The organism is Streptomyces sp. NPDC046379, assembly GCF_055587785.1.
Genome location: NZ_JBVJFP010000007.1, coordinates 218083 through 243910 on the forward strand (window position 1 = coordinate 218083; position 25828 = coordinate 243910).

22 protein-coding genes and 2 tRNA genes are annotated in these 25828 nt (G+C 70.8%); 5 read left to right on the top strand and 19 right to left on the bottom strand.

Going from position 1 to position 25828, the window contains the following annotated elements; translation table 11 throughout:
- Nucleotides 1-38: 38 nt before the first annotated feature.
- Genes ACZ6KF_RS15190 through ACZ6KF_RS15210 form a run of 5 tightly spaced genes read right to left on the bottom strand, consistent with a single transcriptional unit; the run spans nucleotide 39 to nucleotide 3622 of the window.
- On the bottom strand, nucleotides 39-797 hold the full coding sequence (locus tag ACZ6KF_RS15190; RefSeq protein WP_469238649.1) for a class E sortase: 759 nt from the start codon (nucleotides 795-797) through the stop codon (nucleotides 39-41).
- 42 nt (nucleotides 798-839) lie between these two features.
- The gene (locus ACZ6KF_RS15195; RefSeq protein ID WP_469238650.1) at nucleotides 840-1976 is read right to left on the bottom strand and encodes a class E sortase; all 1137 of its coding nucleotides are present in this window, start codon (nucleotides 1974-1976) and stop codon (nucleotides 840-842) included.
- Complete coding sequence (locus ACZ6KF_RS15200; RefSeq protein WP_356629311.1) at nucleotides 1973-2611, bottom strand: aminodeoxychorismate/anthranilate synthase component II; 639 nt, start codon at nucleotides 2609-2611, stop codon at nucleotides 1973-1975. The genes ACZ6KF_RS15195 and ACZ6KF_RS15200 overlap by 4 nt, the downstream gene beginning before the upstream one ends.
- On the bottom strand, nucleotides 2608-2769 hold the full coding sequence (locus ACZ6KF_RS15205; protein WP_356629313.1) for a hypothetical protein: 162 nt from the start codon (nucleotides 2767-2769) through the stop codon (nucleotides 2608-2610). Before ACZ6KF_RS15205 ends, ACZ6KF_RS15200 begins: the two co-directional genes overlap by 4 nt.
- Before the next feature lie 52 nt (nucleotides 2770-2821).
- Nucleotides 2822-3622 (bottom strand): DUF881 domain-containing protein, encoded by an 801-nt coding sequence (locus ACZ6KF_RS15210; RefSeq protein WP_356629315.1) that lies wholly within the window; start codon nucleotides 3620-3622, stop codon nucleotides 2822-2824.
- Nucleotides 3623-3763: 141 nt separating this feature from the next.
- Between ACZ6KF_RS15210 and crgA the strand changes: the two genes are divergently transcribed.
- A complete protein-coding gene (crgA, locus tag ACZ6KF_RS15215; protein ID WP_356629317.1) occupies nucleotides 3764-4018 on the top strand; it encodes a cell division protein CrgA in 255 nt (84 codons plus the stop codon).
- A 251-nt stretch (nucleotides 4019-4269) separates the two neighbouring features.
- Here the strand turns inward: crgA and ACZ6KF_RS15220 are convergent, their stop codons facing one another.
- Nucleotides 4270-5157 (bottom strand): rhomboid family intramembrane serine protease, encoded by an 888-nt coding sequence (locus tag ACZ6KF_RS15220; protein ID WP_356629319.1) that lies wholly within the window; start codon nucleotides 5155-5157, stop codon nucleotides 4270-4272.
- A gap of 142 nt (nucleotides 5158-5299) precedes the next feature.
- A complete protein-coding gene (locus ACZ6KF_RS15225) occupies nucleotides 5300-5833 on the bottom strand; it encodes a peptidylprolyl isomerase (protein ID WP_356629321.1) in 534 nt (177 codons plus the stop codon).
- A 351-nt stretch (nucleotides 5834-6184) separates the two neighbouring features.
- Between ACZ6KF_RS15225 and ACZ6KF_RS15230 the strand changes: the two genes are divergently transcribed.
- Nucleotides 6185-6895, top strand: coding sequence for a DUF5324 family protein (locus ACZ6KF_RS15230; protein WP_356629323.1), 711 nt, complete (start codon nucleotides 6185-6187; stop codon nucleotides 6893-6895).
- Nucleotides 6896-7375: 480 nt separating this feature from the next.
- On the opposite strand, the gene ACZ6KF_RS15235 is transcribed toward ACZ6KF_RS15230, so the two are convergent.
- Nucleotides 7376-7448, bottom strand: a tRNA-Ala gene (locus ACZ6KF_RS15235).
- 182 nt (nucleotides 7449-7630) lie between these two features.
- Between ACZ6KF_RS15235 and ACZ6KF_RS15240 the strand changes: the two genes are divergently transcribed.
- Both ACZ6KF_RS15240 and ACZ6KF_RS15245 read left to right on the top strand, forming a co-directional pair.
- Nucleotides 7631-8179 (top strand): helix-turn-helix domain-containing protein, encoded by a 549-nt coding sequence (locus ACZ6KF_RS15240; RefSeq protein ID WP_356629325.1) that lies wholly within the window; start codon nucleotides 7631-7633, stop codon nucleotides 8177-8179.
- 78 nt (nucleotides 8180-8257) lie between these two features.
- Complete coding sequence (locus ACZ6KF_RS15245; protein ID WP_469238652.1) at nucleotides 8258-9787, top strand: serine/threonine-protein kinase; 1530 nt, start codon at nucleotides 8258-8260, stop codon at nucleotides 9785-9787.
- Between the two features lie 28 nt (nucleotides 9788-9815).
- Here ACZ6KF_RS15245 and ACZ6KF_RS15250 read toward each other — a convergent pair whose 3' ends face one another.
- Together ACZ6KF_RS15250 and ACZ6KF_RS15255 are read right to left on the bottom strand one after the other, a co-directional pair.
- Nucleotides 9816-11105, bottom strand: coding sequence for a hypothetical protein (locus tag ACZ6KF_RS15250; protein ID WP_469238654.1), 1290 nt, complete (start codon nucleotides 11103-11105; stop codon nucleotides 9816-9818).
- A gap of 248 nt (nucleotides 11106-11353) precedes the next feature.
- Nucleotides 11354-11482, bottom strand: a complete 129-nt coding sequence (locus ACZ6KF_RS15255) for a DLW-39 family protein (protein ID WP_003999697.1) — start codon at nucleotides 11480-11482, stop codon at nucleotides 11354-11356.
- A 314-nt stretch (nucleotides 11483-11796) separates the two neighbouring features.
- Here ACZ6KF_RS15255 and ACZ6KF_RS15260 point away from each other — a divergent pair, with 314 nt between their 5' ends.
- Nucleotides 11797-12162 carry a DUF6344 domain-containing protein gene (locus ACZ6KF_RS15260; RefSeq protein WP_469238656.1) on the top strand — a complete coding sequence of 122 codons (366 nt, stop codon included), beginning with the start codon at nucleotides 11797-11799 and terminating at the stop codon, nucleotides 12160-12162.
- Nucleotides 12163-12663: 501 nt separating this feature from the next.
- Here the strand turns inward: ACZ6KF_RS15260 and ACZ6KF_RS15265 are convergent.
- From ACZ6KF_RS15265 to dnaA, 9 genes are all read right to left on the bottom strand, one after another.
- Nucleotides 12664-12740, bottom strand: a tRNA-Ile gene (locus ACZ6KF_RS15265).
- A 93-nt stretch (nucleotides 12741-12833) separates the two neighbouring features.
- Nucleotides 12834-13544, bottom strand: a complete 711-nt coding sequence (locus tag ACZ6KF_RS15270; RefSeq protein ID WP_356629350.1) for a DUF3566 domain-containing protein — start codon at nucleotides 13542-13544, stop codon at nucleotides 12834-12836.
- A gap of 18 nt (nucleotides 13545-13562) precedes the next feature.
- Nucleotides 13563-16157 (bottom strand): DNA gyrase subunit A, encoded by a 2595-nt coding sequence (gene gyrA / locus ACZ6KF_RS15275; protein ID WP_356629352.1) that lies wholly within the window; start codon nucleotides 16155-16157, stop codon nucleotides 13563-13565.
- A gap of 42 nt (nucleotides 16158-16199) precedes the next feature.
- On the bottom strand, nucleotides 16200-18284 hold the full coding sequence (gene gyrB, locus ACZ6KF_RS15280; protein WP_356629354.1) for a DNA topoisomerase (ATP-hydrolyzing) subunit B: 2085 nt from the start codon (nucleotides 18282-18284) through the stop codon (nucleotides 16200-16202).
- Nucleotides 18285-18815: 531 nt separating this feature from the next.
- Nucleotides 18816-19388, bottom strand: coding sequence for a DciA family protein (locus tag ACZ6KF_RS15285; RefSeq protein ID WP_469158867.1), 573 nt, complete (start codon nucleotides 19386-19388; stop codon nucleotides 18816-18818).
- A complete protein-coding gene (gene recF / locus ACZ6KF_RS15290) occupies nucleotides 19385-20506 on the bottom strand; it encodes a DNA replication/repair protein RecF (RefSeq protein WP_469158868.1) in 1122 nt (373 codons plus the stop codon). Before recF ends, ACZ6KF_RS15285 begins: the two co-directional genes overlap by 4 nt.
- 75 nt (nucleotides 20507-20581) lie before the next feature.
- On the bottom strand, nucleotides 20582-21457 hold the full coding sequence (gnd, locus tag ACZ6KF_RS15295) for a phosphogluconate dehydrogenase (NAD(+)-dependent, decarboxylating) (protein WP_356629360.1): 876 nt from the start codon (nucleotides 21455-21457) through the stop codon (nucleotides 20582-20584).
- A 192-nt stretch (nucleotides 21458-21649) separates the two neighbouring features.
- Nucleotides 21650-22780 carry a DNA polymerase III subunit beta gene (dnaN, locus tag ACZ6KF_RS15300; protein WP_469158869.1) on the bottom strand — a complete coding sequence of 377 codons (1131 nt, stop codon included), beginning with the start codon at nucleotides 22778-22780 and terminating at the stop codon, nucleotides 21650-21652.
- Nucleotides 22781-23747: 967 nt separating this feature from the next.
- Nucleotides 23748-25670 (bottom strand): chromosomal replication initiator protein DnaA, encoded by a 1923-nt coding sequence (gene dnaA / locus ACZ6KF_RS15305; protein ID WP_469238658.1) that lies wholly within the window; start codon nucleotides 25668-25670, stop codon nucleotides 23748-23750.
- Between the last annotated feature and the right edge of the window lie 158 nt (nucleotides 25671-25828).

Here is a 25828-nt window from a genome sequence, read left to right on the forward strand (position 1 = left end):
GCACCGGCGGGGCCCCTCGTCCGTCGCGGACCGGCCGTTCAGCGGATCTCCTCCGGCGGCGTCCGCCGCTCGTCCACCTTCTCCACCCGGTCCAGCTCGCCCCAGACCACGTAACGGTGGCGGCTGGTGAAGACCGGCGTGCAGGTCGTCAGGGTGATGTAGCGGCCGGCCTTCGTGCGGCCCGACTCCTTCGGGACCGGGTCGAGCACCGCGACGTTGTACTTCGACGTCTCGGGGAGGACGGCGTACACCTTGTAGACGTACCACTTCTCCTTCGTCTCGAAGACGATCGGGTCGCCCTTGCCCAGCTTGTGGATGTTGTGGAACTTGGCGCCGTGGCCGTCGCGGTGGGCGGCGAGGGAGAAGTTGCCCTTCTTGCCGCTGGTTGGGAGGACGGCCTTGACGGGATCGGTGTAGTAGCCGGCGACGCCGTCGTCGAGCAGGCCCGCCGAGGTGCCCTTCTTGACGAGTATCTCGTCGCCGGTCATCGCGGGGACGTGCAGGAAGCCGATGCCGTCCCTGCTGTCGTACGCGGCCGGTCCCGAGCCGCCGTCCCGGGCCCAGCCGTCGCGGACCCGGTCGCCCTCGCGGTCGGCCTTGCGGTCCGCGACGACGTTCGTCCACCACAGGGAGTAGACGACGAACAGGCCGAGGACCAGGCCCGCGGTGATCAGGAGTTCGCCGAGGACGCTGACCGCCAGGGCCAGCCGGCCGGGGCGGCGCCGCCCGGGCTCCGGTACGGGCGGGGACGTCCCGGCGTCGTCCTCGCGCTCTTCACGATCGGTGGTCGCTGCCACGTTCATCCGCCCTTGCCACGTTCATCCGCCCCGACCGACGCCCTAGTCGACGAGCGCATCCGGCTTTCCCTTGCTGCGCGGCCGTTCCTCGGCCATCTTTCCCCAGACGATCATCCGGTACTTGCTGGTGAACTCCGGCGTGCACGTCGTCAGCGTGATGTAGCGGCCGGGCCGGGTGAAGCCCGATCCCCGTGGGACGGGATCCAGGACGCCGATGTTGCCGGGCGAGGTCACCGGGAGGATGGACGCCATCTTGTAGACGTAGTACCGGTCCTGCGTCTCCACGACGATCGGGTCGCCGGGTTCGAGGCGGTTGATGTAGCGAAACGGCTCGCCGTGCGTGTTGCGGTGGCCGGCGAGCCCGAAGTTGCCGGTCCTCGCGTCGGGCATCGCGGTCTTCAGCGCGCCCTCGGCGTAGTGGCCGACCATCCCGCGGTCCAGCACCTTCTCGCTGTCGATGCCCTCGGCGATCGGGACCACCACGTCCAGCCGCGGGATGTGCAGCAGGGCGAAGCCCTGGCCCGGCTCGAAGACGCCCGGGTTGCGCTTGCCGCTCGCCCAGTCCTCCTTGAGCTGGCTGGCCTCGCTGCCCGCCTGGGCGTGGGCGCGGATGTTGGTCCACCACAGTTGGTAGGTGACGAACAGCAGCATCAGCACGCCGGTCGTGATGAACACCTCGCCGATGACCCGGCTGGCGATCACTCCGGGGCTGGGCCTGCGGGCGCGGGCGAGGCGGCGGGCCTCGACGCGGGAGAGGGGGGCGCGGGGCTCCTCGGCGACGCCGGACGGTTCCGGGGGCAGGGGCGGGGCGCCGCGACGACCGTGACGCCGCCTGGCCGCCCTTCTGCGGGCCGCTCGCCCGCCCGGCGCGGGTCCGTCGGCGGGGGAACCCGCAGGGCCCTGGGAGGGCCGCTGAGGGCCGCCCGGCGGGTCGGGGACGCGCAGGGCCATCGTCTCGTCGTCGCGGAGCGTCCCGTACGACTGCGGTTGCGCCCGGTGCGGCTGAGGCTGTGCGCGGTGTGGCTGGGGCTGCGCGCCGTGTGGCTGCGGTGACTGGTGCGGCTGCTGTGGCCGGTCCTGCTCCCCGAACGTGCCCGGGGCCCCGTACGGCTGCCCGTACGAGGTGCCCTGGTCGCGGGCGCCCGCGCCGGACTCACGCTCGGGGCGCAGCGCGGTCACGCCGTGGCCCTGCCCACCACCGGGGCGAGCCCCGTCGATCTCGCCACCGCGCCGTGGTCGCCGCACTCCGTGAGCCAGTTGGCCAGCATCCGGTGGCCGTGCTCGGTGAGCACCGACTCGGGGTGGAACTGGACGCCCTCGACGGGCAGCTCCCGGTGGCGCAGGCCCATCACGATGCCGTCCGGCGTGCGGGCGGTGACCTCCAGCTCGGCCGGGACGGTCAGGGGCTCGGCGGCCAGCGAGTGGTACCGGGTCGCCGTGAAGGGCGAGGGAAGGCCGGCGAAGACGCCCTTGCCCTCGTGTTCGACGGGTGAGGTCTTGCCGTGCAGCAGCTCGGGGGCGCGGTCGACGACGCCGCCGTAGGCGACCTGCATGGACTGCATGCCGAGGCAGACGCCGAAGACGGGGACGCCGGTGTCCGCGCAGTGGCGGACCATCTCGACGCAGACGCCGGCCTCCTCGGGAGTGCCGGGACCGGGGGACAGCAGCACGCCGTCGAAGCCGTCCTGGGCGTGCGCGGTCGACACCTCGTCGTTGCGCACGACCTCGCACTCGGCGCCCAGCTGGTACAGGTACTGGACGAGGTTGAAAACGAAGCTGTCGTAGTTGTCCACGACCAGAATGCGCGCGCTCACTGGTTGTCCACCGTCACATCGTTGAAGGGCAGCAGCGGTTCGGCCCACGGGAAGACGTACTGGAACAGGATGTAGACCACGGCCACGACCAGCACGAGCGAGAGCAGGGCCTTCACCCACGCGTTCCCCGGCAGATGCCGCCAGATCCAGCCGTACATGCCGTCCCTTCCGTCGCACCACGGCACCAGACACACGCCGTACGTCACCAGACTAACGGCGCTGCTCCAGGGGTTCGGCGTACTGCAGGTCGACGGTGCCCGAGTAACCCGGGAGGGTGACCTCGCCGTCGTCCTCGACCTTCCAGCCGAGGCCGTAGACGTTGACGTAGACCATGTAGTTCTTGATCGCCGGGGAGGCGGAGAGTGCCTTCTTGAGCTTCCCGGGGTCGCCGACGGCCTGGATCTTGTAGGGGGGCGAGTAGACGCGGCCCTGGAGGATCAGGGTGTTGCCCACGCAGCGGACGGCGCTGGTGGAGATGAGCCGCTGGTCCATCACCTTGATCCCCTTGGCGCCGCCCTGCCACAGGGCGTTCACCACGGCCTGGAGGTCCTGCTGGTGGATGACCAGGTAGTCGGGCTGCGGCTCGGGATAGCCGGGGAGCCTCGCTGTGGCGCCGGGCGGGGCGTCGTCCAGGGTGACGGTGATCGCCTCGCCGGTCAGCTCCTGGGTGCCGGCGCTCTTCTCCAGGGCGGCGAGCCGGTCGTCCTCCGCCCTGCTGCTGCCGTCGTCGCGTTCGGCGAGGGACTCCACGTCCTCGCGCAGGGCGGCGTTGGACTCGTCCAGGGCGGCGTTGTCGCGGCTGCGCTCGTGGATGAGGTCGGACAGCCGCAGCAGGGAGGCGTCCGTGCGGATGTCGGTGCCCCTTGCGGTGTCGAAGCTGAGGAAGAAGAGCAGCCCGGCGAGCGCGAAGACGCCCGCGGTGAGCACCCGTACCGGCCGGAACCGGACGGCGCGGACATTTCCGGGGGCAGGGCTGGATCCGGTCCCGGGAGAGTCGGCAGAATTGCTCAACGTACCCTTATCTCCTTCGGCGCCACGGAAGCACTACGCTAACGGACGCCCGGGGGAGCACTCAGTGTCCCCTTGTACGCTGCCCCGAGCCCGACCCAGTTACCTGCGCGGCCACGCAGCGCATCGACAGGAGAGACCCTCGTGCCGAAGTCACGTATCCGCAAGAAGGCAGATTTCACTCCGCCGCCGTCGAAGCAGGCGACCAGCATCAAGCTGAACAGCCGCTCCTGGGTCGCACCGGTCATGCTCGCCCTGTTCCTGATCGGGCTTGCCTGGATCGTCGTCTTCTATGTCACCGACGGTTCGCTTCCGATCGACTCGCTGGGCAACTGGAACATCGTGGTGGGCTTCGGCTTCATCGCGGCCGGGTTCGGCGTCTCCACGCAGTGGAAGTGAGTTATCCACAACCGTTGTCCACAGTGGGGAAAAAGAAAGACCATCTGTGGATAACCAATCGAGCGTTGACGCCGGTGTGACAGACACACCGGTGCCCGAAAGCTTGTTCGCCCCCTGCCTGACCTGCGTCAACACGGGTCGGTGACAGGGGGCACAGCTGTTCCCGCACACTGTGCACAAGATCGGCCACCCGCTGTGGACAACGCCTGGTGAGCGGCCCGGCGCCCCCTTCAGCGGCCCTGCCGCCGACTTCAGGTGAGCTGGACCGTGCGCAGCAGGACCATGCCCGCCACCACCGCCAGGACCAGGGCACAGGCGCCGTACTGCACCAGCGCCCGCCGCTCGCGCGGGGCGTGCACCATGGCGTGGCCGACGACCACTCCGGCCACCAGTCCCCCGATGTGGGCCTGCCACGCGATGTTGAAACCGGGGGTGAAGGTGAAGATCAGGTTGATCGCCAGCAGAGCGATCACCGGCCGCATGTCGTAGTCGAGCCGCCGCATCAGCACGGCGGTCGCGCCGAACAGCCCGAAGACCGCGCCCGAGGCGCCGAGCGAGGCCGCCGAGGGCGCCGCCAGCAGATACGTCAGCGCGCTGCCGGCGAGCCCGGAGACCAGGTAGAGCGCGAGATAGCGGACCCGGCCGAGGGCGGCCTCCAGGGGTCCGCCGAGCCACCACAGGCTCAGCATGTTGAAGGCGATGTGCCAGATCTCCTCGTGCGTGAACATCGAGGTGACCAGGCGGTACCAGTCGCCGCCCGCGACGCCCTCCGTGGGAGTCCAGGGGGCGGGCGGCCAGGCGCCGATCAGGACCAGGTCGTTCAGCAGCGACGACGACGCGTGGACGGCGACGAACACCGCGAGGTTGATACCGATGAGGATCTTGGTGAGCAGCCGCGGGTCGGCCGTCACCGCGCCGCCCGCGAGGGTGCGGGGGCGGGCGGCGCCCGGTGCGTGGCCGGTGCCGGCGCCCTCCCGCACGCACTGCGGGCACTGGAAGCCGACGGAGGCGCTGACCATGCACTCGGGGCAGATCGGGCGCTCGCAGCGGGTGCAGCGCACGCCGGTCTCACGGTCCGGGTGCCGGTAGCAGACAGGGGTGCTCCGGGCGTCCTGCTGACTGTCGTGCGCCTGGTCCATGCGGTCCCCTCGGTCGTCACCCGGTCTTCCTCGACACTCCAACGCCCCGCTCATCTTTACGGACGAGCGGGGCGTTCGGTTCCCTGCGGGAGATGTCGGACCGGTCCGGCCGGCGCCGTCCGTCCCGGACCGGTCCGGCGGATCAGCCCTGGCGGCTCTCCACGACGACCGACTCGATGACGACGTCGTTGACCGGACGGTCGGTGCGCGGGTTGGTGTCCGTCGTCGCGATGGCGTCCACGACCTTCTGGCTGGGGCCCTCGACGACCTCGCCGAAGATGGTGTGCTTGCGGTTCAGCCACGCCGTCGGGGCGACGGTGATGAAGAACTGCGAGCCGTTGGTGCCCGGGCCGGCGTTGGCCATGGCCAGCAGGTACGGCTTGTCGAACCGCAGGTCCGGGTGGAACTCGTCCTTGAACTGGTAGCCGGGGCCGCCCGTGCCGTTGCCCAGCGGGTCGCCGCCCTGGATCATGAAGCCGCTGATGACCCGGTGGAAGACCGTGCCGTCGTACAGCTTGGCCGCGGCCTTCACGCCGGTGGCCGGGTGCGTCCACTCCCGCTCGCCCTTGGCGAGCTCGACGAAGTTCTTGACCGTCTCGGGCGCATGGTCCGGGAAGAGCCGGATCTCGATGTCGCCCTTGTTGGTCTTCAGGGTGGCGTAGAGCTGCTCAGCCACGATCTGCCTTCCGTTGTCTTCCTGTGACACCCCGATCCTCGCACGCCCCACGCCGTACGTCGCCCGGCACGGGCGCCGGGCGACGATCCGTGGCATTGTCGACGACAGGTTCGTCTTGTCCACGCTCACCCGGTTCGTTCTGTCGTCCCGTTCCGTCGTCGCAGGAGCCGTTTCGTTCCGTCGTCGCGCGATCCGTCCCATGTCCGCCGTCGCACGGTCCGTCCCGCTCCGTCGTCGCACGATCGCGTGACCCGGATGCCCGCTTCACATGCCCGACCGCACACCGGGAGGCATGATCCGTAAAAGGGTGGAAAGTCGAAATACCGTACGCCACCGAGGAGGAGGAAACCCGTGACCCGCATCGACAGCGTGCGCGCCGCGACCGGCTCGGCGAAGGACAGCGTGCTGCACGCCGCGGAAGTGGTGGCGCCCTACGCCGACACGGCCAAGGACCGGGCCGCGCACTACACGAAGGAGGCGCGGGTCCGGCTCGCGCCGAAGGTGTCCCAGGCCCGCGTCCAGTACGCGGCCCTTGTCGCCCCGCGGCTGGAGCAGGCCCGTTCGCATGTGCCGCCGAAGGTCGACATCGCCGCCCAGGAGGCCGCCGTCCGCGCCCAGGAAGCCGCTCTCCGCGCCCGTAAGGCAGCACTTCACGCCGCCGAGTTCTCCCGGCCCAGGATCGAGCAGGCGGTGGCCGTCGCCGGTCCCGTCAAGGACGAGGCCGCGTCGCGGGGCGCCGCCGCGCTGGCCGCGCTGCGCGGTCAGGTCTCGGCCGAGGAGATCCAGAAGCTGGTCCGCAGGCAGCAGCGGCGGGCCAGGCGGGGCAAGGCCGTGAAGACCCTCGTGCTGCTCGGCCTCGCCGCGGGCGGCGCCGTCGCCGCCTGGAAGTGGTGGGACAAGCAGGCCAACCCCGACTGGCTGGTCGAGCCGCCCGCCGCGACCGAGGTCCCCGAGGGCGGCCGGCTGACGTCCGTGGACGGCAGCGGCGCCACCTCGCTCGATCCCGAGGTGCAGGCCAAGGAGGCCGACGAACAGGCGACCGACCGCGAGGACCGCGGCTGAGCGGCCCTCACGGCCCTCGGGGTGCCGAGGACGGCGGGAGGCCGTGATCGCCGCCGAGCGTGATCACGGCTGACCGCGGCTGATTCCCGACGGCGCGCGGGCGCTCCGGAAAGACGGCGCGGGGCGGGAGACCCAAGGGTCTCCCGCCCCGCGGTCGTGTTCCGTTTGCAACGTCCGGATGTGGAGGTCGTGCGCAGATTTCGCCTACGGAACGTGGCGGTCCGGTTACCCTCATTCCGCTCGCGCAGCTCACACCCGCCCCGCACTCCCCGGCGCGCCGGCGCACCACCGCCGCGCCCGCAGCGCCCCGCCCTTCGCACACACCCCGTCACACCCGTTTGCGCAAACAATCGCAACGAGTCCCCCGCCGTCCGTCCGCCCTCGGGCGTGACACAGGTCATGGTCGACGAGGACGCCGGGACCCCGCGCACAAGAACGGCCGGACGCCCACGGAAGGACGTCCGGCCGGTCGTGATCCGGTGGAGCCTAGGGGAGTCGAACCCCTGACATCTGCCATGCAAAGACAGCGCTCTACCAACTGAGCTAAGGCCCCGGGAAGAGGAGCTGCCGGCCGGCTGAACCGCGTGCCGATCGGCGCCGCAGACCAGAGTAGCGGGTCGCCGCCCGGTTCTCGCAAAAGATTGGGGGGTCCCCGTGGACGACCACTCTCCGTAAGATGCTCGGCGTGGTTCGCTACAGCGAACCGCGGTTCTGGGGAAGCGATGGGGAGACGCAATGGACGCCGCACAGCAGGAAGCCACCGCAAGAGCGCGGGAACTGCAGCGGAACTGGTACGGGGAGCCGTTGGGGGCGCTCTTCCGTAAGCTGATCGACGATCTTGGACTCAACCAGGCTCGTCTCGCGGGGGTACTGGGACTGTCGGCGCCGATGCTGTCGCAGCTGATGAGCGGTCAGCGCGCGAAGATCGGCAACCCGGCCGTGGTCCAGCGGGTGCAGCTGCTCCAGGAGCTGGCCGCGCAGGTCGCGGACGGCAGCGTGAGCGCCGCCGAGGCCACCGACCGCATGGAGGAGATCAAGAGGTCCCAGGGGGGCTCGGTGCTCAGCAACGCCACGCAGACGACGAACAGTTCGGGCGCGCCCACGGTCAAGCGGGTGGTGCGCGAGATCCAGTCGCTGCTGCGCTCGGTCGCCGCCGCGGGCGACATCATCGAGGCCGCGGACACCCTCGCCCCGAGCCACCCCGAACTGGCAGAGTTCCTCCGGGTCTACGGCGCCGGCCGCACCTCCGACGCCGTCGCCCACTACCAGTCCCACCAGAGCTGACCCCCGTCGGCCCGGTCGCCGCGGGGGGACACGGCACACCGGGCCGACGGCCGAGCGGGGGAGGAGCGGCGCACAGCGATGGGTGAGGTCTTCGCCGGACGGTACGAACTGGTCGACCCGATCGGGCGCGGAGGGGTCGGCGCGGTCTGGCGCGCCTGGGACCACCGGCGCCGCCGCTACGTGGCCGCCAAGGTCCTCCAGCAGAGCGACGCGCACTCGCTGCTGCGGTTCGTCCGCGAGCAGGCCCTGCGGATCGACCACCCGCATGTCCTGGCGCCCGCCAGCTGGGCCGCCGACGACGACAAGGTCCTGTTCACCATGGACCTGGTCGCCGGGGGCTCACTGGTCCACCTCGTCAACGACTACGGCCCCCTGCCGTCCGCCTTCGTCTGCACGCTGCTCGACCAGCTGCTGTCCGGGCTGGCGGCCGTGCACGCCGAGGGCGTCGTCCACCGGGACATCAAGCCCGCCAACGTCCTCCTGGAGGCCACCGGCACCGGCCGGCCCCGGCTGCGCCTGTCCGACTTCGGCATCGCCATGCGGTTCGGCGAGCCGCGGCTGACCGAGACCAACCTCGTCGTGGGCACGCCCGGTTATCTCGCGCCCGAGCAGATGATGGGCGCCGAACCCGACTTCCCCGCCGACCTGTTCGCCGTGGGCCTGGTCGCGCTGTATCTGCTGGAGGGCGCGAAACCCGACGCCAAGGCGATCATCCAGTACTTCGCGGAGCACGGGACGCCCGGCGCTCCCCAGGGCATCCCCGAGCCCCTGTGGCAGGTCGTGGCGACCCTGCTGCAGCCCGACCCCGAGGCGCGGTTCCGCACGGCCACGGGGGCGCGCAAGGCCCTCGCCGCGGCCGTGGAGCTGCTGCCCGAGCCGGGGCCCGAGGACGACGACCGGATCGAGATCTTCGACCAGATCGGTCCGCTGCCTCCCGGGTTCGGTCCGCGGGGGCCGGAGCTGATCTCGGGCGCGGTGCGGGCGGAGGCCGCCGGGGCGTCGCGCGGGGACGGGCAGGGGGGTACGAGGACGGGCGGCGGTGCCGGGACGGGTGCGGGTGCCGGCGCCGGTGTTGCTGGCGGTGCGGGCACTGGTGCGGGTGGCGGTGCGGGCACTGGTGCGGGTGCCGGCGCCGGTGCGGGCGCTGGTGGCGGCACGGGAGCCCAGGCGGCGGGCACGTCCCGTGCGCCGGCGATGTCGGACACGGGCAGCTTCCCCTTACCGCCTCCGCAGCCGGCGTTCACCCCGCCCGGCGCCCGGGACCAGCGGCCCACGCCGTCTCCGGCGCCCGCCCCCGCGTTCGGCCATGAGCCGACGTACGCCCCGCCGCCGTACCCCCCTCGGCTCCCGGCACCCCCGGTCCCGGTCCCGACCCCCGCACCCGCGCCGCCCCCGGCGCCGGCGTCCCGGCGCGCCGGCACGTCCACGGCCTCGTCCACAGCGTCGTACACCGCCCAGGACCCGCAGCCCCCCGCGACCGCTCGCCCGTCCCGGCACCGCCGCCGCGCCGCCCGACGCACCGGCCCGCCCGCCAAGGTCACGGTCCCGCTCCTCCTGCTGGCCCTGGCCTGCTACGCCGTGGGCTTCTGGGCGCTGACGCGCGTATGACGAGGGACGTGGGAGGGCGGCCCCGCCCCTACCGCGGAACCGCGCCCTTCCTCCGCGCGACGGCCGTCCACACCCCGAGCCCGGCGAGGATCACGGTCCCGCCTCCGATGCCGCCCACGGCGAGCATTCGCATCGCCCCGTCGTCGCCCCCGGCCGCGCCCCGGACCGCCGTCCCCCCGTCGTCGTCCCTCCCCGCGGTCCCGAACGGTCCGCCGTCCTCCGCGGCCTCGAACACCCCCTCGGGCACGGACTCCCCCGCGTACTCCGGTCCCGCCTCGGCCTCCCCCGTGACCCGCACGCGCAGCGTCACGGCGAAGGGCCCCTGTCCGAACGTCCCGGCCACCTGCCCGGCGAGGTGCACGGCCAGGTAGTAGGAGCCGGCGAACCGCGTCCCGGACACGCGCCCGGTGAAGGAGCGGCGGTTGTCGTGGGCGACCGGCGGCAGGGGAGCGGGGGCGGCCGAGCGCGGCCTGCCGCCGTAGCCGACGCTCACGTCCTCGACGTATCCGCGCACGGGGTTGTAGACGGCGAGTTCCAGGGCTCCGACGACGTATCCCGAGCCCTCGCCGCCACCGCCGAGTTCGGCCGTGGCGTACAGCTGCCGGCCCCAGTCGACCGGCACCTCGTAGAAGAGGGTCTGTCCGGGGCGCAGGTCGGCGGTCCAGACACCGTCGCCGATGCGGGCGGCGGAGGAGAAGCCGGTGCCGCCGGGTCGCCGTCGCGGGCTGTCGGTGGGCGGCCGGGGCGTGGCCGAGTCCCAGTCGTCGGGCGGGGGCGTGGAGCCGGCCCGGGGTGAGGCGAGGGGCGGCTCCTCGGTCACGGCGAGTTCGAGGTCCCAGGCGTCGGGTGCGGGGGCGTTCGCGCCGACGCGCTCGACGACGACGTAGTGGACGCCCGGTGCCCGGCACCGCCTGGTCCCGGCCTCGCGCGCGGCCCACGCGGCGATCGGGTGGGGGCTTCGGCCGCTGCCGAACGTCGTGCTGCCGGAGTCGCACAGCCCGCCCTCGGCGTCCCGCACGGTCACCTTGATCCCCTCGACGGCGGCGACGACGGCGTCCGGCGCGGGCACGGCGGTGGCCGAGACGTAGGCGCTGGAGTCGGCGCCGAGGTCGAGGCGGTAGTACGCGGCGCCGCCGGCCGGAAGGCTGCTGCGGTACGGCGTGCCGGGCTCCAGCGGGGCGGCGTCCGCGGTGCCGGCGCCCGCCTCGACGGTCCGGGCGTCCTCGGCGAAGCCGTACGCACCGGGCGCCTCGTCGGCGGCGGCGGGCGGGGCGGCCGACGCCGAGCACATCACCGCCCCCACCGCAACCGCACGCACGACGCCCGCCCACCGCCTCATCACGCGCCACCCCTGCAAGTCCCGGCGTTCCGCTGCCCGTGCCCGCGCCCATCCTGCCCCGCCGCCCGCCCCCGTCAACAGCGCGTCCCCGCCCGTCCCGCGCCGCGCGGCCCCGGACACACGAAACCCCGACCGCGAGGGGCGGCCGGGGCCTGTCGCGCCCGGTGCGGGACCGGGCGTCACCACCGGGTGTCAGTGGATCGGTGGCTGTCTGTGGATGTCAGGACTCACGAACCCGTGGGCACGGAGTCGGTCGCCTCCGTCCACAGATCCTGCTCGGCGCGATCCGCCTGGATCTGGCGGTACACGAGGAGCCCGCCGATGGCGGCCAGTGCGACCAGGAGGAGCTTCTTCACCGCGCGACCTCGTCTTTCCTTGACGTTGGGGACCTCTGCCGCCCGACTATACACACCGACCGATACCGATCGGTGACCTGCGCCGGGCCCTCAACTCACCATCCAGGCAGCCCAGAAGGTCCGCAATCCGCCCCGCTCCCTATCCTCCGGTTCACCCCTCCTATCGCCTTTTGTGCCTTTTCCTCCCTCTTGCGGCCATCCGAGTGGTGTTCATCGGAACATCGACGCGCCATGGGCGTCGGTCCACCACTTCGCGAGCCGCATACACATCATGAGGAAAGTACGCAAATCGCCCAACCCGAAAGTGAGGGGCCATGGCCCGGAACACGGTCATGAAGCTGTGGAACGTCCTCGTCACCGCCTTCCTCGCGCTGTTCACGGCGCTCGGACTCGTCACGACGACGGCCGCCGCGGCGGTACCGCAGACCGAGACGACGCGCAACAGCGCCGGGGAACGCACCGCACCCGCGACGGCGCCGATGACGATGTCCCCCTGGTCCTGGTCCCACGCCAGGTCATTGCCCCCCACGATGAAGCAGCGCATCCACGCGGAAGCCCACGGAAAGTCCCCCAGCTGCCGCCACCTCCCCCTGGACGACGCGGAGCCGGCACCCGCCGAGTGCTCGCCGGCGACCTCCGCCCCGTCGGCGCCGGTCGCCGAGGCCCCGCTCCAGCGCTGAGGGCCCCGGGCCCGGCGGTCGGCAACGCACGTTACGGCGAATGCGAAGACGCGTACGCCGCCATACCCCTCCAGCAGCACCGACGCACCGACCGAAGGCGGGCGCCTCCCTCTGGGAACGCGTCCGCCTTGCCATGCCCACCGCGGCTCCCGCGCGGCCATGATCTCCGTCTCGTACCGGTCGATGTCCTGCTCGGCGGTGCGGCCGGTGTGCCGGGCGACGTCGTCGACGGCCGCGACGGCCCAGTTCGCCGGCGACAGCGCGAAGGCCATCAGGCCGTCGTCACCATGGGCGCGCTCGACCCCCAGCAGGCAGGCCGTGTTCAGGTAGGGCGCGAGGTGGGGCTCGGAGATCTGGTTCGTGCTCGTCCTGAGCATCGCGATCGTGGTCCGCGTCGCCCCCTCCCGAGCGTCGGTTAGCGCTCCCCCCGAGCGCCGTGCCGCTGTACGCAGCCATGGACGCCAAAGACCCCCAGCCGGTACCGGCTGGGGGTCTTTACGCTGGTGGGGCTAACAGGATTTGAACCTGTGGCCTCATCCTTATCAGGGATGCGCTCTAACCAACTGAGCTATAGCCCCGCCGCGCTCTGCGGTGTGTGTCCCGCGCGCTGACTCCTGAAGATTAGCGCACCACAGCGGCAGTCCCAAAATCGATAGTCGGGAGAGCGCAGGTCACTCGTCCTCGGCCAGGGTCAGCTCCACGCCGCCGACGAAGCCGGCGGAGAGGTTGTAGATGAACGCGCCGAGCGTCGCCAGGGCCGTCGCCAGGACGACGTCGATGACGGCGATGATCGTGGTGAACATCAGGACGTTCGGGAGCGACAGGAAGGCCTGCAGGTCGAAGCCGTTCGACTCGTTGGAGCCGGTCGCCTCCGAGATGGTGCCGCCGACCGACGAGAAGACGCCCATCGCGTCCATGACCATCCACAGCACCGCCGACGCGACGATCGTGCAGATGCCCAGGGCGATGGAGAGCAGGAAGCTGACCTTCATCACCGACCACGGGTCGGCCTTGGCCACCCGCAGGCGCGCCTTGCGCACGCGCGGGGTGGTGCGTGCGCCGGTGCGAGGACGGCGTACGGCGCCCGCGGGCGTCTGGTAGGCCTGCGGCGGGTGGTAGGGCCCGGCGGGCTGCTGCGTGGGCCGCTCGCCGGGCAGCGGGGAGGCTCCCTGAGCGGCGGGGTCCGCTTCAGCCGCGTACTGCTGGGTCTGCGGGCCTCGGGTGTCCGTCACAGTTCCCCCCTGGGATCCATGCGTGTCGAAAGGGGTCGAGTGCGCGTCCGCTGCGTCGGTCGCGGCGGAGCCACGGCCGCCGCCCGTCTCCGAACCGGTCGTGGGACCGGTCGAGGTACCGGCAGATCCGGCGCCCGTGGCTCCGCTCACGCTGACTCACTCCTCGTGCTACTCGGAGGAGGGCGCCTCGCCCTCGTCCGTGCCGGTGGTCACGGCACCCTCGGCGGCCTCGTCGACGGCCACGTCGCCGTCGACCTCCTCCGCCTCGCGTCCCGCCTCGGCGTTACGTGCGATGCCGACCACGGCATCGCGCTTGCCCAGATTGATCAGTTGGACGCCCATGGTGTCACGGCCCGTCTCCCTGACCTCGTTGACTCGCGTACGAATCACACCACCGGACAGCGTGATGGCGAGGATCTCGTCGGTCTCCTCGACCACCAGCGCGCCGACGAGCGATCCGCGGTCCTCGACGATCTTGGCGGCCTTGATGCCGAGGCCGCCGCGTCCCTGGACGCGGTACTCGTCGACGGGGGTCCGCTTCGCGTACCCGCCGTCTGTGGCAGTGAAGACGAACGTACCGGGTCGGACGACATTCATCGAGAGCAGTTCGTCGCCCTCGCGGAAACTCATGCCCTTCACACCCGAGGTGGCACGGCCCATCGGGCGCAGCGCGTCGTCCGTCGCGGTGAACCTGATCGACTGCGCCTTCTTGCTGATCAGCAGAAGATCGTCCTCGGACGAGACGAGTTCGGCGCCGATCAGTTCGTCGTCGGAGCCGTCCTCCCGCTCGCGCAGGTTGATCGCGATGACGCCGCCCGAGCGCGGGGAGTCGTAGTCCTTCAGCGGCGTCTTCTTCACCAGGCCCGCCTTCGTGGCCAGCACCAGGTACGGCGCCGCCTCGTAGTCGCGGATGGCGAGGATCTCGGCGATCGCCTCGTCGGGCTGGAAGGCCAGCAGGTTGGCGACGTGCTGGCCGCGCGCGTCCCGGCCGGCGTCGGGCAGCTCGTAGGCCTTGGCGCGGTAGACGCGGCCCTTGTTGGTGAAGAAGAGCAGCCAGTGGTGGGTGGTGGAGACGAAGAAGTGGTCGACGATGTCGTCTTCCTTCAGCTTCGCGCCCCGCACGCCCTTGCCGCCGCGCTTCTGCGCCCGGTAGTCGACCGTCTTGGTGCGCTTGACGTAGCCGCCGCGCGTGACGGTGACGACGATGTCCTCCTCGGCGATGAGGTCCTCGATGGACATGTCGCCGTCGTAGGGGATCAGCTGGGTCTTGCGCTCGTCGCCGTACTTCTCGACGATCGCGGCCAGCTCCGCGCTGACGATGCCGCGCTGGCGGACCGGCGAGGCGAGGATCTCGTTGTACTCGTTGATCTTCGCCTGGAGCTCGTCGTGCTCCTGGACGATCTTCTGGCGCTCCAGGGCGGCGAGCCGGCGCAGCTGCATCTCGAGGATGGCGTTGGCCTGGATCTCGTCGATCTCCAGCAGCTCCATCAGGCCCGTGCGCGCGATGTCGACGGTGTCGCTGCGCCGGATCAGCGCGATGACCTCGTCGATGGCGTCCAGGGCCTTCAGCAGTCCGCGCAGGATGTGCGCCCGCTCCTCGGCCTTGCGCAGCCTGAAGCGCGTACGGCGGACGACGACCTCGATCTGGTGGGTCACCCAGTGGCGGATGAACGCGTCGAGGGAGAGGGTGCGCGGGACGCCGTCGACCAGGGCCAGCATGTTGGCGCCGAAGTTGGTCTGCAGGTCCGTGTGCTTGTAGAGGTTGTTCAGCACCACCTTGGCGACCGCGTCCCGCTTGAGCACGATGACCAGGCGCTGTCCGGTGCGCGAGGACGTCTCGTCGCGGACGTCGGCGATGCCGCCGACCTTGCCGTCCTTCACCAGGTCGGCGATCTTCTGCGCGAGGTTGTCGGGGTTGACCTGGTAGGGCAGCTCCGTGACCACCAGGCACTGGCGGTTCTGGATCTCCTCGACCTGGACGACCGCACGCATCGTGATGGAGCCGCGGCCCGTGCGGTACGCCTCCTCGATGCCCTTGCGGCCCACCACCAGCGCGCCGGTGGGGAAGTCGGGGCCCTTGATGCGCTCGATGAGGGCGTCGAGCAGTTCCTCGTGCGAGGCCTCGGGGTTCTGCAGGTACCACTGCGCGCCCTCGGCGACCTCGACCAGGTTGTGCGGCGGGATGTTGGTCGCCATGCCGACCGCGATGCCGGCCGAGCCGTTGATCAGCAGGTTCGGGAAGCGGGACGGCAGGACGGTCGGCTCCTTGGAGCGGCCGTCGTAGTTGTCCGTGAAGTCGACGGTCTCCTCGTCGATGTCGCGGACCATCTCCATCGACAGCGGCGCCATCTTGCACTCGGTGTAGCGCATGGCCGCCGCCGGGTCGTTGCCCGGCGAGCCGAAGTTGCCGTTGGAGTCGACGAGCGGCATGCGCATCGCCCAGGGCTGGGCGAGGCGGACCAGCGCGTCGTAGATGGAGCTGTCGCCGTGGGGGTGGTAGTTGCCCATGACGTCGCCGACCACGCGGGCGCACTTGTAGAAGCCGCGCTCGGGGCGGTAGCCGCCGTCGTACATGGCGTACAGCACCCGGCGGTGGACGGGCTTGAGGCCGTCCCGCACGTCGGGCAGCGCGCGCGAGACGATGACGGACATCGCGTAGTCGAGGTACGAGCGCTGCATCTCGGTCTCGAGCCCGACGGGCTCGATGCGCATCGCGATGTCGCCGCCCTGTTCAGGGGTGACGGGAGTGTTCTCGTCGGCCATTGCTGGTGAAGATCCTTCCTGGTGCGGTCAGCTGAGACCGACTCAGATGTCGAGGAAGCGGACGTCCTTGGCGTTGCGCTGGATGAACTGGCGCCGGGCCTCCACGTCCTCGCCCATCAGGACCGAGAACAGCTCGTCGGCCTGGGCGGCGTCGTCGAGGGTGACCTGGCCGAGGACGCGGTGCTCCTGGTCCATGGTCGTCACGCGCAGCTCCTCGGCGTTCATCTCGCCGAGACCCTTGAAGCGCTGGATGGAGTCCTCGCGGATGCGCTTGCCGCGCTGGCGGCCCATCTCGATCAGCGCGTCGCGCTCGCGGTCCGAGTACGCGTACTCCACGTCCTCGCGGCCCCACTTGATCTTGTACAGCGGGGGACGGGACAGGAACACGTGGCCCGCCTCGACCAGGGGCCGCATGAAGCGGAACAGGAACGTCAGCAGCAGGGTGTTGATGTGCTGGCCGTCGACGTCGGCGTCCGCCATCAGGATGATCTTGTGATAGCGGAGCTTCTCGATGTCGAAGTCCTCGTGGACCCCGGTGCCGAAGGCGGAGATCAGCGCCTGGATCTCCTGGTTCTGCAGGATCTTGTCGATCCGCGCCTTCTCCACGTTCAGGATCTTGCCGCGGATCGGGAGGATCGCCTGGTACTCCGGGTTGCGGCCGGACTTGGCCGAGCCACCGGCGGAGTCGCCCTCGACGATGAAGATCTCGCACTTGACGGGGTCGTTCGACTGGCAGTCGGACAGCTTGCCCGGCAGCGACGCCGACTCCAGCAGGCCCTTGCGGCGGGTGAGGTCGCGGGCCTTGCGGGCCGCCACGCGCGCGGTGGCCGCCTGGATGCCCTTGCGGACGATGTCGGCCGCTTCGTTCGGGTTGCGGTCCAGCCAGTCGTTGAGGTGTTCGTAGACAGCCTTCTGCACGAAGGTCTTCGCCTCGGTGTTGCCCAGCTTGGTCTTGGTCTGGCCCTCGAACTGGGGCTCGCTGAGCTTGACCGAGATGATCGCGGTCAGACCTTCGCGGATGTCGTCGCCCGTGAGGTTGTCGTCCTTCTCACGGAGCAGCTTCTTGTCGCGCGCGTACTTGTTGATCAGGTTGGTCAGCGCCGCGCGGAAGCCCTCTTCGTGGGTGCCGCCCTCGTGCGTGTGGATGATGTTGGCGAAGGAGTAGACGCCCTCGCTGTAGCCGCTGTTCCACTGCATCGCGACCTCGAGGGACAGGCTGCGGTCCTTGTCCTCCGCCTCCAGGTCGATGACCGTGGGGTGCACCACGTCTCCCTTGCGGGAGTTGAGGTACTTCACGAAGTCGACGATGCCGCCCTCGTAGTGGTACGTGACGGTCTTCGGCTCGTGCTTCTCGTCCGCCCCCGCCTCGTCCGCGCCTGCGGTGGCCTTGGCCGACTCGCGCTCGTCGGTGAGTCTGATGGTCAGTCCCTTGTTCAGGAACGCCATCTCCTGGAAGCGCCGCGAGAGCGTCTCGAAGGAGTACTCGGTGGTCTCGAAGATCTCGCCGTCGGCCCAGAAGGTGACCGAGGTGCCGGTCTCCTCGGTCGCCTCGTGCTTGGCCAGCGGGGCGGTCGGCACGCCCATCTTGTAGTCCTGCGTCCACCGGTGGCCGTCGGTCCTGACCTCGACGGAGACCCTGCTCGACAGCGCGTTCACGACCGAGACGCCGACACCGTGCAGACCACCGGAGACCGCGTAGCCGCCGCCGCCGAACTTGCCGCCCGCGTGCAGCACGGTCAGCACGACCTCGATGGCCGGCCTGCCCTCCGAGGGGACGATGCCGACCGGGATGCCACGACCGTTGTCGACCACGCGCACGCCGCCGTCGGCGAGGATCGTGACGTCGATCGTGTCCGCGTGGCCGGCCAGGGCCTCGTCGACGGAGTTGTCGACGACCTCGTACACGAGGTGGTGCAGGCCGCGCTCACCGGTGGAACCGATGTACATACCGGGTCGCTTGCGGACCGCGTCCAGACCCTCGAGGACGGTGATGGCGCTGGCGTCGTACGAGGCCGTTACCTCGCCGTTCGAGGTGTTGGCCGCGATGTTCGCGCCGGCGTCGGTGGACGGGATGTTCTCGTTGGGGTTGCCGGAATCGGCCACGAAGCGCCCTTTCTGGCACAGCACGAGCCGGGCTCCTAGAGCCCTCCCGGGGAGGGTTGCCGGAGCGGCTGCGGCATGTTGCGTTGGTAAGCCCTGATCAGCGTTGCTCAGCTTTTCCCGGACGTCCCCTCGAAAGGGGCGGGATTGTCTTCCAGTCTACCGGTAGCTCCGACAGTGATGGGGGTTTGCGGGTACCTGCGTCCGCATGTGCCGCCCTCAACCGGTCTCGGCCGGGTACCGATATACGGATGGGGGCTCCAAGAGGCTCACGGAGGCACTCAGCGCTTCCGGATGTCAACCCTTGGCTACTCATGGGTCAGCTCGAAATTCGCAAACGCGTGCGGCAGCGGGGGTGCGGTGGGCGCGGGGCGGGTGTGACGGGGACGATCGGGGGTCGTACGGCGGCCGTATGCCCGTTTACGTGATGTCCGTCACTTTTTTCGGGGAGGGGTCCAGGTCGCGTTCCGGGCGGGCCGGGCACGGGTCGGGGGGCGGTTTCGGGGCCGTCCGAGGACGGGCCGGTGACGTCCCGAAAGGGTCGGTCAGGAGGGTCGGTCACCCGTACGTGTCGCCGGGCCCCGTGCTGCCGGGGGCACGCAGGGGGCCGTAGCGGCGGGCGGGGCCGCCGGGGCCGAGCACCTTGATCAGGCGGACAGCGCCGTGGCCGAGGTCCTCGTTGAGGCGGGCGACCAGGGCGGGGGCCAGCAGGCGCAGGTTGGTCGCCCAGGCCGTGGAGTCGCAGCGCACGATCAGCACCCGCTCGTCCTCGTCGTACCGCTCGGGCACACAGTGCTTGGCCAGGTCCTCGCCGACGATCTCCGGCCAGCGCCCCATCACGCCGCCGACAGCGGCCGGGGCCTCCCAGCCGCGCTCGCTGATCAGCCGGTTGATGGCCGCGCCGAGTGCCATCGGGTCGCGGCCGTCGGCGCGCGCCCCGGAGCGCAGGCCGCCGCGCCGCGCCTGCTTCTTCTGCCGTGCCACGTCTCCACGCGCGCGTGCCGCCTCCTTCGCCGCGCGCAGGGCCACGCGCGCGAGGTCCACGCCGGAGGGCTCGGCGGCGGCACGGGCCGGCGCGGGGTCGCCGATGACGGGGCGTGCGGGGCGGGGTGCGCGGTCCTGGGCGGTCATACCCGCTCCACCTCGCCGTCCGCGACCGCGAACCGCGCCCCCGCCAGGACGTGCGGTACGTCGTCGTCGACCGCGGCCGTCACCAGGACCTGCTCGCCGGGCGCCACCAGCTCGGCGAGCCGCTCCCGGCGGCGGGCGTCCAGCTCGGCGAAGACGTCGTCGAGGATGAGCACCGGTTCGTTGCCCTCGGCGCGCAGCAGGTCGTACGAGGCAAGACGCAGCGCCAGCGCGTAGGACCAGGACTCGCCGTGCGAGGCGTACCCCTTGGCGGGCAGCCGGCCGAGGTTCAGCACCAGGTCGTCCCGGTGCGGTCCCACCAGGGTGACGCCGCGCTCGATCTCCTGCTTGCGGGCGTCGGCGAGGGCGGCCGTCAGCTGCTCGAACAGGTCCTCGCGGGTGTGCGCCTCGCCGGGGGCCGACGGCTTGTACTCCAGGGCGATGGGGCCGCCGCCGGGGGCCAGTTGCTCGTAGGCCTTGTCGGCGAGCGGCTGGATCGCGCCGATCAGGTCGAGGCGCTGGGCGAGGAGTTCGGCGCCCGTGCGGGCGAGGTGCTGGTCCCAGACGTCGAGCGTAGACAGGTCCATGGCACGGCCGCCGTGCCGCCGGGCCAGCGCTGCCGTCTTCAGGAGGGTGTTGCGCTGTTTGAGGACCCGGTCGTAGTCGGAGCGGACGCCGGCCATGCGCGGGGAACGGGCCGTGATCAGCTCGTCCAGGAAGCGGCGGCGCTCCCCGGGGTCGCCCTTGACCAGCGCGAGGTCCTCCGGCGCGAACAGCACGGTGCGCACGATGCCGAGCACGTCACGCGGCCTGACCTGGGAGGACCGGTTGATACGGGCGCGGTTGGCGCGGCCCGGGTTCAGTTCGAGCTCGATCAGCTGCTGCCGCTCGCCCTGCCGGACCTGGGCGCGGATCACCGCCCGGTCGGCGCCCATGCGGACGAGGGGGGCGTCGGAGGAGACGCGATGGCTGCCGAGGGTGGCGAGGTAGCCCACGGCCTCGACCAGGTTCGTCTTGCCCTGGCCGTTGGGGCCGACGAACGCCGTGACGCCCGGGTCGAGCGGGACTTCGACCCGGGCGTACGAGCGGAAATCGGCCAGCGACAGATGCGTGACGTGCATGTCGTCCGCCGACCTCCGCCCGTGCCGTCGAGTACTGCTGCCTACCGCTTCGGTCCGCTGCCCGCGGACCGCGTACTACTTCTTCTCCACCGCGTGCCCGCCGAACTGGTTGCGCAGCGCGGCGATCATCTTCATCTGCGGGGAGTCCTCCTGCCGAGAGGCGAACCGCGCGAACAGCGAGGCCGTGATCGCGGGCAGCGGCACGGCGTTGTCGATCGCCGCCTCCACCGTCCAGCGGCCCTCGCCGGAGTCCTGTGCATAACCGCGCAGCTGCTCCAGGTGCTCGTCCTCGTCGAGGGCGTTGACCGCGAGGTCCAGCAGCCAGGAGCGGATGACGGTGCCCTCCTGCCAGGAGCGGAACACCTCCCGGACGTCGGTCACCGAGTCGACCTTCTCCAGCAGCTCCCAGCCCTCGGCGTAGGCCTGCATCATGGCGTACTCGATGCCGTTGTGGACCATCTTCGCGAAGTGGCCCGCGCCGACCTTGCCGGCGTGCACAGAGCCGAAGTCGCCCTCGGGCTTGAGCGCGTCGAAGATCGGCTGCACCTTGGCGACGTTCTCCGCGTCGCCGCCGTACATCAGCGCGTAGCCGTTCTCCAGGCCCCAGACGCCGCCGGAGACGCCGCAGTCGACGAAGCCGATGCCCTTGGCGGCCAGCTCCTCGGCGTGCTTCTCGTCGTCGGTCCAGCGGGAGTTGCCGCCGTCCACGACGACGTCGCCGGGCTCCAGCAGCTCGGCCAGCTCGTCGATCGTCGACTGGGTGGGGGCGCCGGCCGGCACCATCACCCAGACGACGCGTGGGCCCTTGAGCCTGCCCACGAGCTCTTCGAGGCTCTGGACGTCCGCGAGGTCCGGGTTGCGGTCGTATCCGACGACGGTGTGGCCTGCGCGGCGGATCCGCTCGCGCATGTTGCCGCCCATCTTGCCGAGGCCGACGAGACCGAGCTCCATCAGTTGTGTTCCTTAAAGGTCGCTGTGTGGCGTGAGAGGCACCCTCGTACCCGTGTACGAGCCTAAACCCGGACCGTCACGCACAGCTGTGGGCATACGCGCTCATACGTACGCCGCCACCTGCGGCTTCCGTCCACGGGCCGGTGCGCTGTCCGCACCGGCCTGTGGACGGAGGGGCGAACCGCCGACGGCTCAGCCGCTCAGCCGCACCGGCATGATCAGGTACTTGTATGCCTCGTCCGCCTCGGCGTCCACCGCGGGCCTGCCGCTGAGCAGCGCGGGCTTGGTGGAGGTCGTGAAGGACAGCTGGGCCACCGGGGAGTCGATGGCGCTCAGGCCGTCCAGCAGGAAGGTCGGGTTGAAGGCGATGGAGATGTCGTCGCCCTCCAGCTGGCAGTCGACCCTTTCCACAGCCTGTGCGTCGTCGCTGGAGCCGGCCTCCAGGATCAGCACGCCCTGCTCGAAGCTGAGGCGCACCGGGGTGTTGCGCTCGGCGACCAGGGCCACGCGCTTGACGGCCTCGACGAACGGCGCGGTCTCGATGACGGCGATGCTGTTGAACTCCGTCGGGAACAGCGTGCGGTACTTCGGCAGGTCGCCCTCCAGGAGGCGGGTGGTCGTCCGCCGGCCGGCGCCCTCGAACCCGATCAGACCTTCGCCCGCGCCCGAGCCGGACAGGGCGAGGATCACGCTGTCGCCGCTGGTCAGGGACTTGGCGGTGTCCAGGAGGGTCTTGGCGGGCACCAGGGCGACCGCGGAGGCCTCCGGGTTCTCCGGCTTCCACAGGAACTCGCGGACCGCGAAGCGGTAGCGGTCGGTGGAGGCCAGCGTCACCGTGTCGCCCTCGATCTCGATGCGCACGCCGGTGAGGACGGGGAGCGTGTCGTCGCGGCCTGCGGCGATGGCCACCTGCTGCACGGCGGAGGCGAAGACCTCGCCGGGGACGGTGCCCGTCGCGTTGGGCATCTGCGGCAGCGCCGGGTACTCCTCCACGGGCAGGGTGTGGAGGGTGAACCGCGAGGAGCCGCAGACCACCGTCGCCCGTACACCGTCTGTGGAAATCTCCACCGGGCGGTTGGGCAGGGCCCGTGAGATGTCGGCGAGCAGCCGGCCGGAGACGAGGACCGTGCCCTCCTCCTCGACCTCGGCCTCGACGGAGACCCGCGCGGAGACCTCGTAGTCGAAGCTGGACAGGCTCAGCTGGCCGTCCTCGGCCTTCAGCAGCAGGCCGGCGAGGACCGGCGCCGGCGGACGGGCCGGGAGGCTGCGTGCCGCCCAGGCCACTGCCTCCGCGAGTACGTCGCGTTCCACCCGGATCTTCACCGTAAGCCGCCTCCTGCTGTTGCCGGCGCTTCTCGCCCTGCTTCGCTTCGTCGTCTGTCCCGGTGTCGTCGGCCCGTGGGACGGGAAGGACACCGGGGAACAGTCTGACGCACCGCACTGACAGTAGGTGCCTCTCGGGGTCAAGTCGTGACGAGGGGCAGCCGGGCGTCGAGGGCCGAGTTGTGCACAGGACCCGCTTCGAAACGAATTCCCAGCTCTCTCCAGTCGGGAGTAGTAGTAGGGCCTGTGGATACCGTGGATAACCGCGTTTGCGCAGCTCAGGGCGGAAATTTTGTCCACGGGGCCTGTGGGCGGCGGCGGTGGACAACCGGGGCCCGCTGTGGAGAACGGAAAGTTCTGCACACCCCGTGCACAGGCAGGGGCGACTTCTCCCCAGCGCCGTCCCCAGCTTTACCCGTCTTTCCCACAGCCCAACCCGGCGCCTTGGTGTGACGCCTTTCACTCGACCCGGTGAGGACGGGCGTCGCGTTGCCGAACAGTGGACAGAGGTGTGGAGAAGCCGGGGATCGCTGGGGACAACCGGCCTCGGCCTGTGGGTCGGCGGTGGACAACTCTGTGCACAGGGTGTGGACCCGTTGGTCGTCCACAGTCTGTGGAGGGCGTTCGTCCACCAATCCACAGGCTGTTGACCTGGCCTGATGGTGTCTCGGCGGGGGCGGCTGTGGACGGCGTATGGACAACTTCCCGCTCCCCAGGGTGTGGACGGAAGAAAGTCGCCGAATCTGTGGAGACAGGCCGTAACCAGGCAGTTAATCGAACAGCGACGTTCCGGCGTCGGCTCGGGAAACGGTCGTTGCGGCCCCAGCAACGGCGGTGACGGCACCGGGAACGGCGGTGACGGCACCGGGAACGGCGGTGACGGCACCGGGAACGGCGAAGGGGCGCCCCCAGGGGACGCCCCTTCGAAGCGGCTTCAGCAGCCGGGCCCGGCCGCCTCCTGCCGTCCTCAGCCGTTCTTGATGCGGTTCGTCAATTCGGTCACCTGGTTGTAGATGGACCGCCGCTCGGCCATGAGGTTGCGGATCTTCCGGTCGGCGTGCATGACCGTCGTGTGGTCGCGTCCGCCGAACAGCGCGCCGATCTTCGGCAGCGACAGGTCCGTCAGCTCGCGGCACAGGTACATCGCGATCTGCCTGGCCGTGACGAGCTGGCGCCCGCGGGAGCTGCCGCACAGGTCCTCGACCGTGAGGCCGAAGTAGTCGGCGGTCGCGCTCATGATGGCCGTGGAGGTGATCTCCGGCGTCGAGTCGTCCCCGCCCGGGATCAGATCCTTGAGCACGATCTCCGTCAGGCCCAGGTCCACCGGCTGCCGGTTCAGCGACGCGAACGCCGTCACCCGGATCAGCGCGCCCTCCAGCTCGCGGATGTTGCGCGAGATCCGCGAGGCGATGAACTCCAGCACCTCCGGCGGCGCGTTCAGCTGCTCCTGCACCGCCTTCTTGCGCAGGATCGCGATCCGCGTCTCCAGCTCGGGCGGCTGGACGTCCGTGATCAGACCCCACTCGAACCGGTTGCGCAGCCGGTCCTCCAGCGTCACCAGCTGCTTGGGCGGCCGGTCGCTGGAGAGCACGATCTGCTTGTTGGCGTTGTGGAGCGTGTTGAAGGTGTGGAAGAACTCCTCCTGCGTCGACTCCTTGTCCGCCAGGAACTGGATGTCGTCGACGAGCAGGATGTCCATCTCGCGGTAGCGCTTGCGGAAGCTGTCGCCCTTGCCGTCGCGGATGGAGTTGATGAACTCGTTGGTGAACTCCTCCGAGCTGACGTACCGCACGCGCGTGCCCGGGTAGAGGCTGCGCGCGTAGTGGCCGATCGCGTGGAGCAGGTGCGTCTTGCCGAGCCCGGACTCCCCGTAGATGAACAGGGGGTTGTACGCCTTCGCCGGCGCCTCGGCGACGGCCACCGCGGCCGCGTGCGCGAAGCGGTTCGAGGCGCCGATGACGAAGGTGTCGAAGAGGTACTTGGGGTTCAGCCGCGCGGTGGGTTCGCCGGGACCGGTCGCCGGAGCCGGCTGGGCGGCCAGCGGGCCGGGGGCTCCGCTGGAGGCGTTCGCGCCGACCGGGCCGCCGCGGTGCACATGCCCGCCGCCTCCGGGCGGCTCGCGCCGGCCGTCCTGCTGGTCGTACCGGCCGTCCTGCTGGTCGTAGTCGCCGCGGGCCTGCTCGTAGTCGGAGCGCGGCTGCTCGTACGACGGACGCTCCATGCTCTGCGGGCGGTAGTCCTGGGAGGGCGCGCCGCCGTAGCCGTCGGGGCCCTGCGAGCCGTAGCCCTCGCGCGAGCCGTACGTGTCCTGTGCGCCGTAGGAATCCGAGCCGTACGCGTCCTGTGACGGCGACGCGTAGGGGTCGCGCTCGGGGAAGCCGAGGCGCTGCTGCTGCCAGCCGTACTCGTCCTGCGAGGGGCGCGGCCAGGCGCCCGGCTCCGGGCGCTGGTACTCCGACGGGTATGCGGGGCGCGCGGTCGGCAGGTGGTCGCCCGGCGAACCGGGGAGCGGCTCGGCGCGGTGGCGGCCGTACCCCTGGTACGGGTCGGTGCGGCGCTCGGGCTCCTCCCGGCGCGGCTCGGACCGGGCGGCCGGCGGAGCGGCGGACTCGCCCACGGAGTCGTCGACGGTGATCGCGATACGGATCGGCCGGCCGCACTCGCGGCTCAGGGTGTCGCTCACGATCGGCGCCAGACGGCCCTCGAGCACGCCCTTCGCAAACTCGTTCGGCACGGCGAGCAGGGCGGTGTCGGCGACCAGGGCCAGCGGCTGACAGCGCCGGATCCAGTGTTCGTCCTTGGACTCGACGCCCTGCCCGCGTCCCTCGCCGAGAAGCTGATCGAGTACTCGTGGCCACACTGCGGCAAGATCGGCAGGTACGTCAGCCACAGGGCACGCTCTCTCACAGGTCCCACGAACGTGTGGTTGCGGGACGGGTCGGGATTCAACTCGGGTGGGGCCAGGGACAAGGAACGGATCGGAGTCCAGCCACGGTAGTCAGGGCGACCCGTGCGGTTCAAGTTGTTGTCCCCAGCCTGTGGATAGTG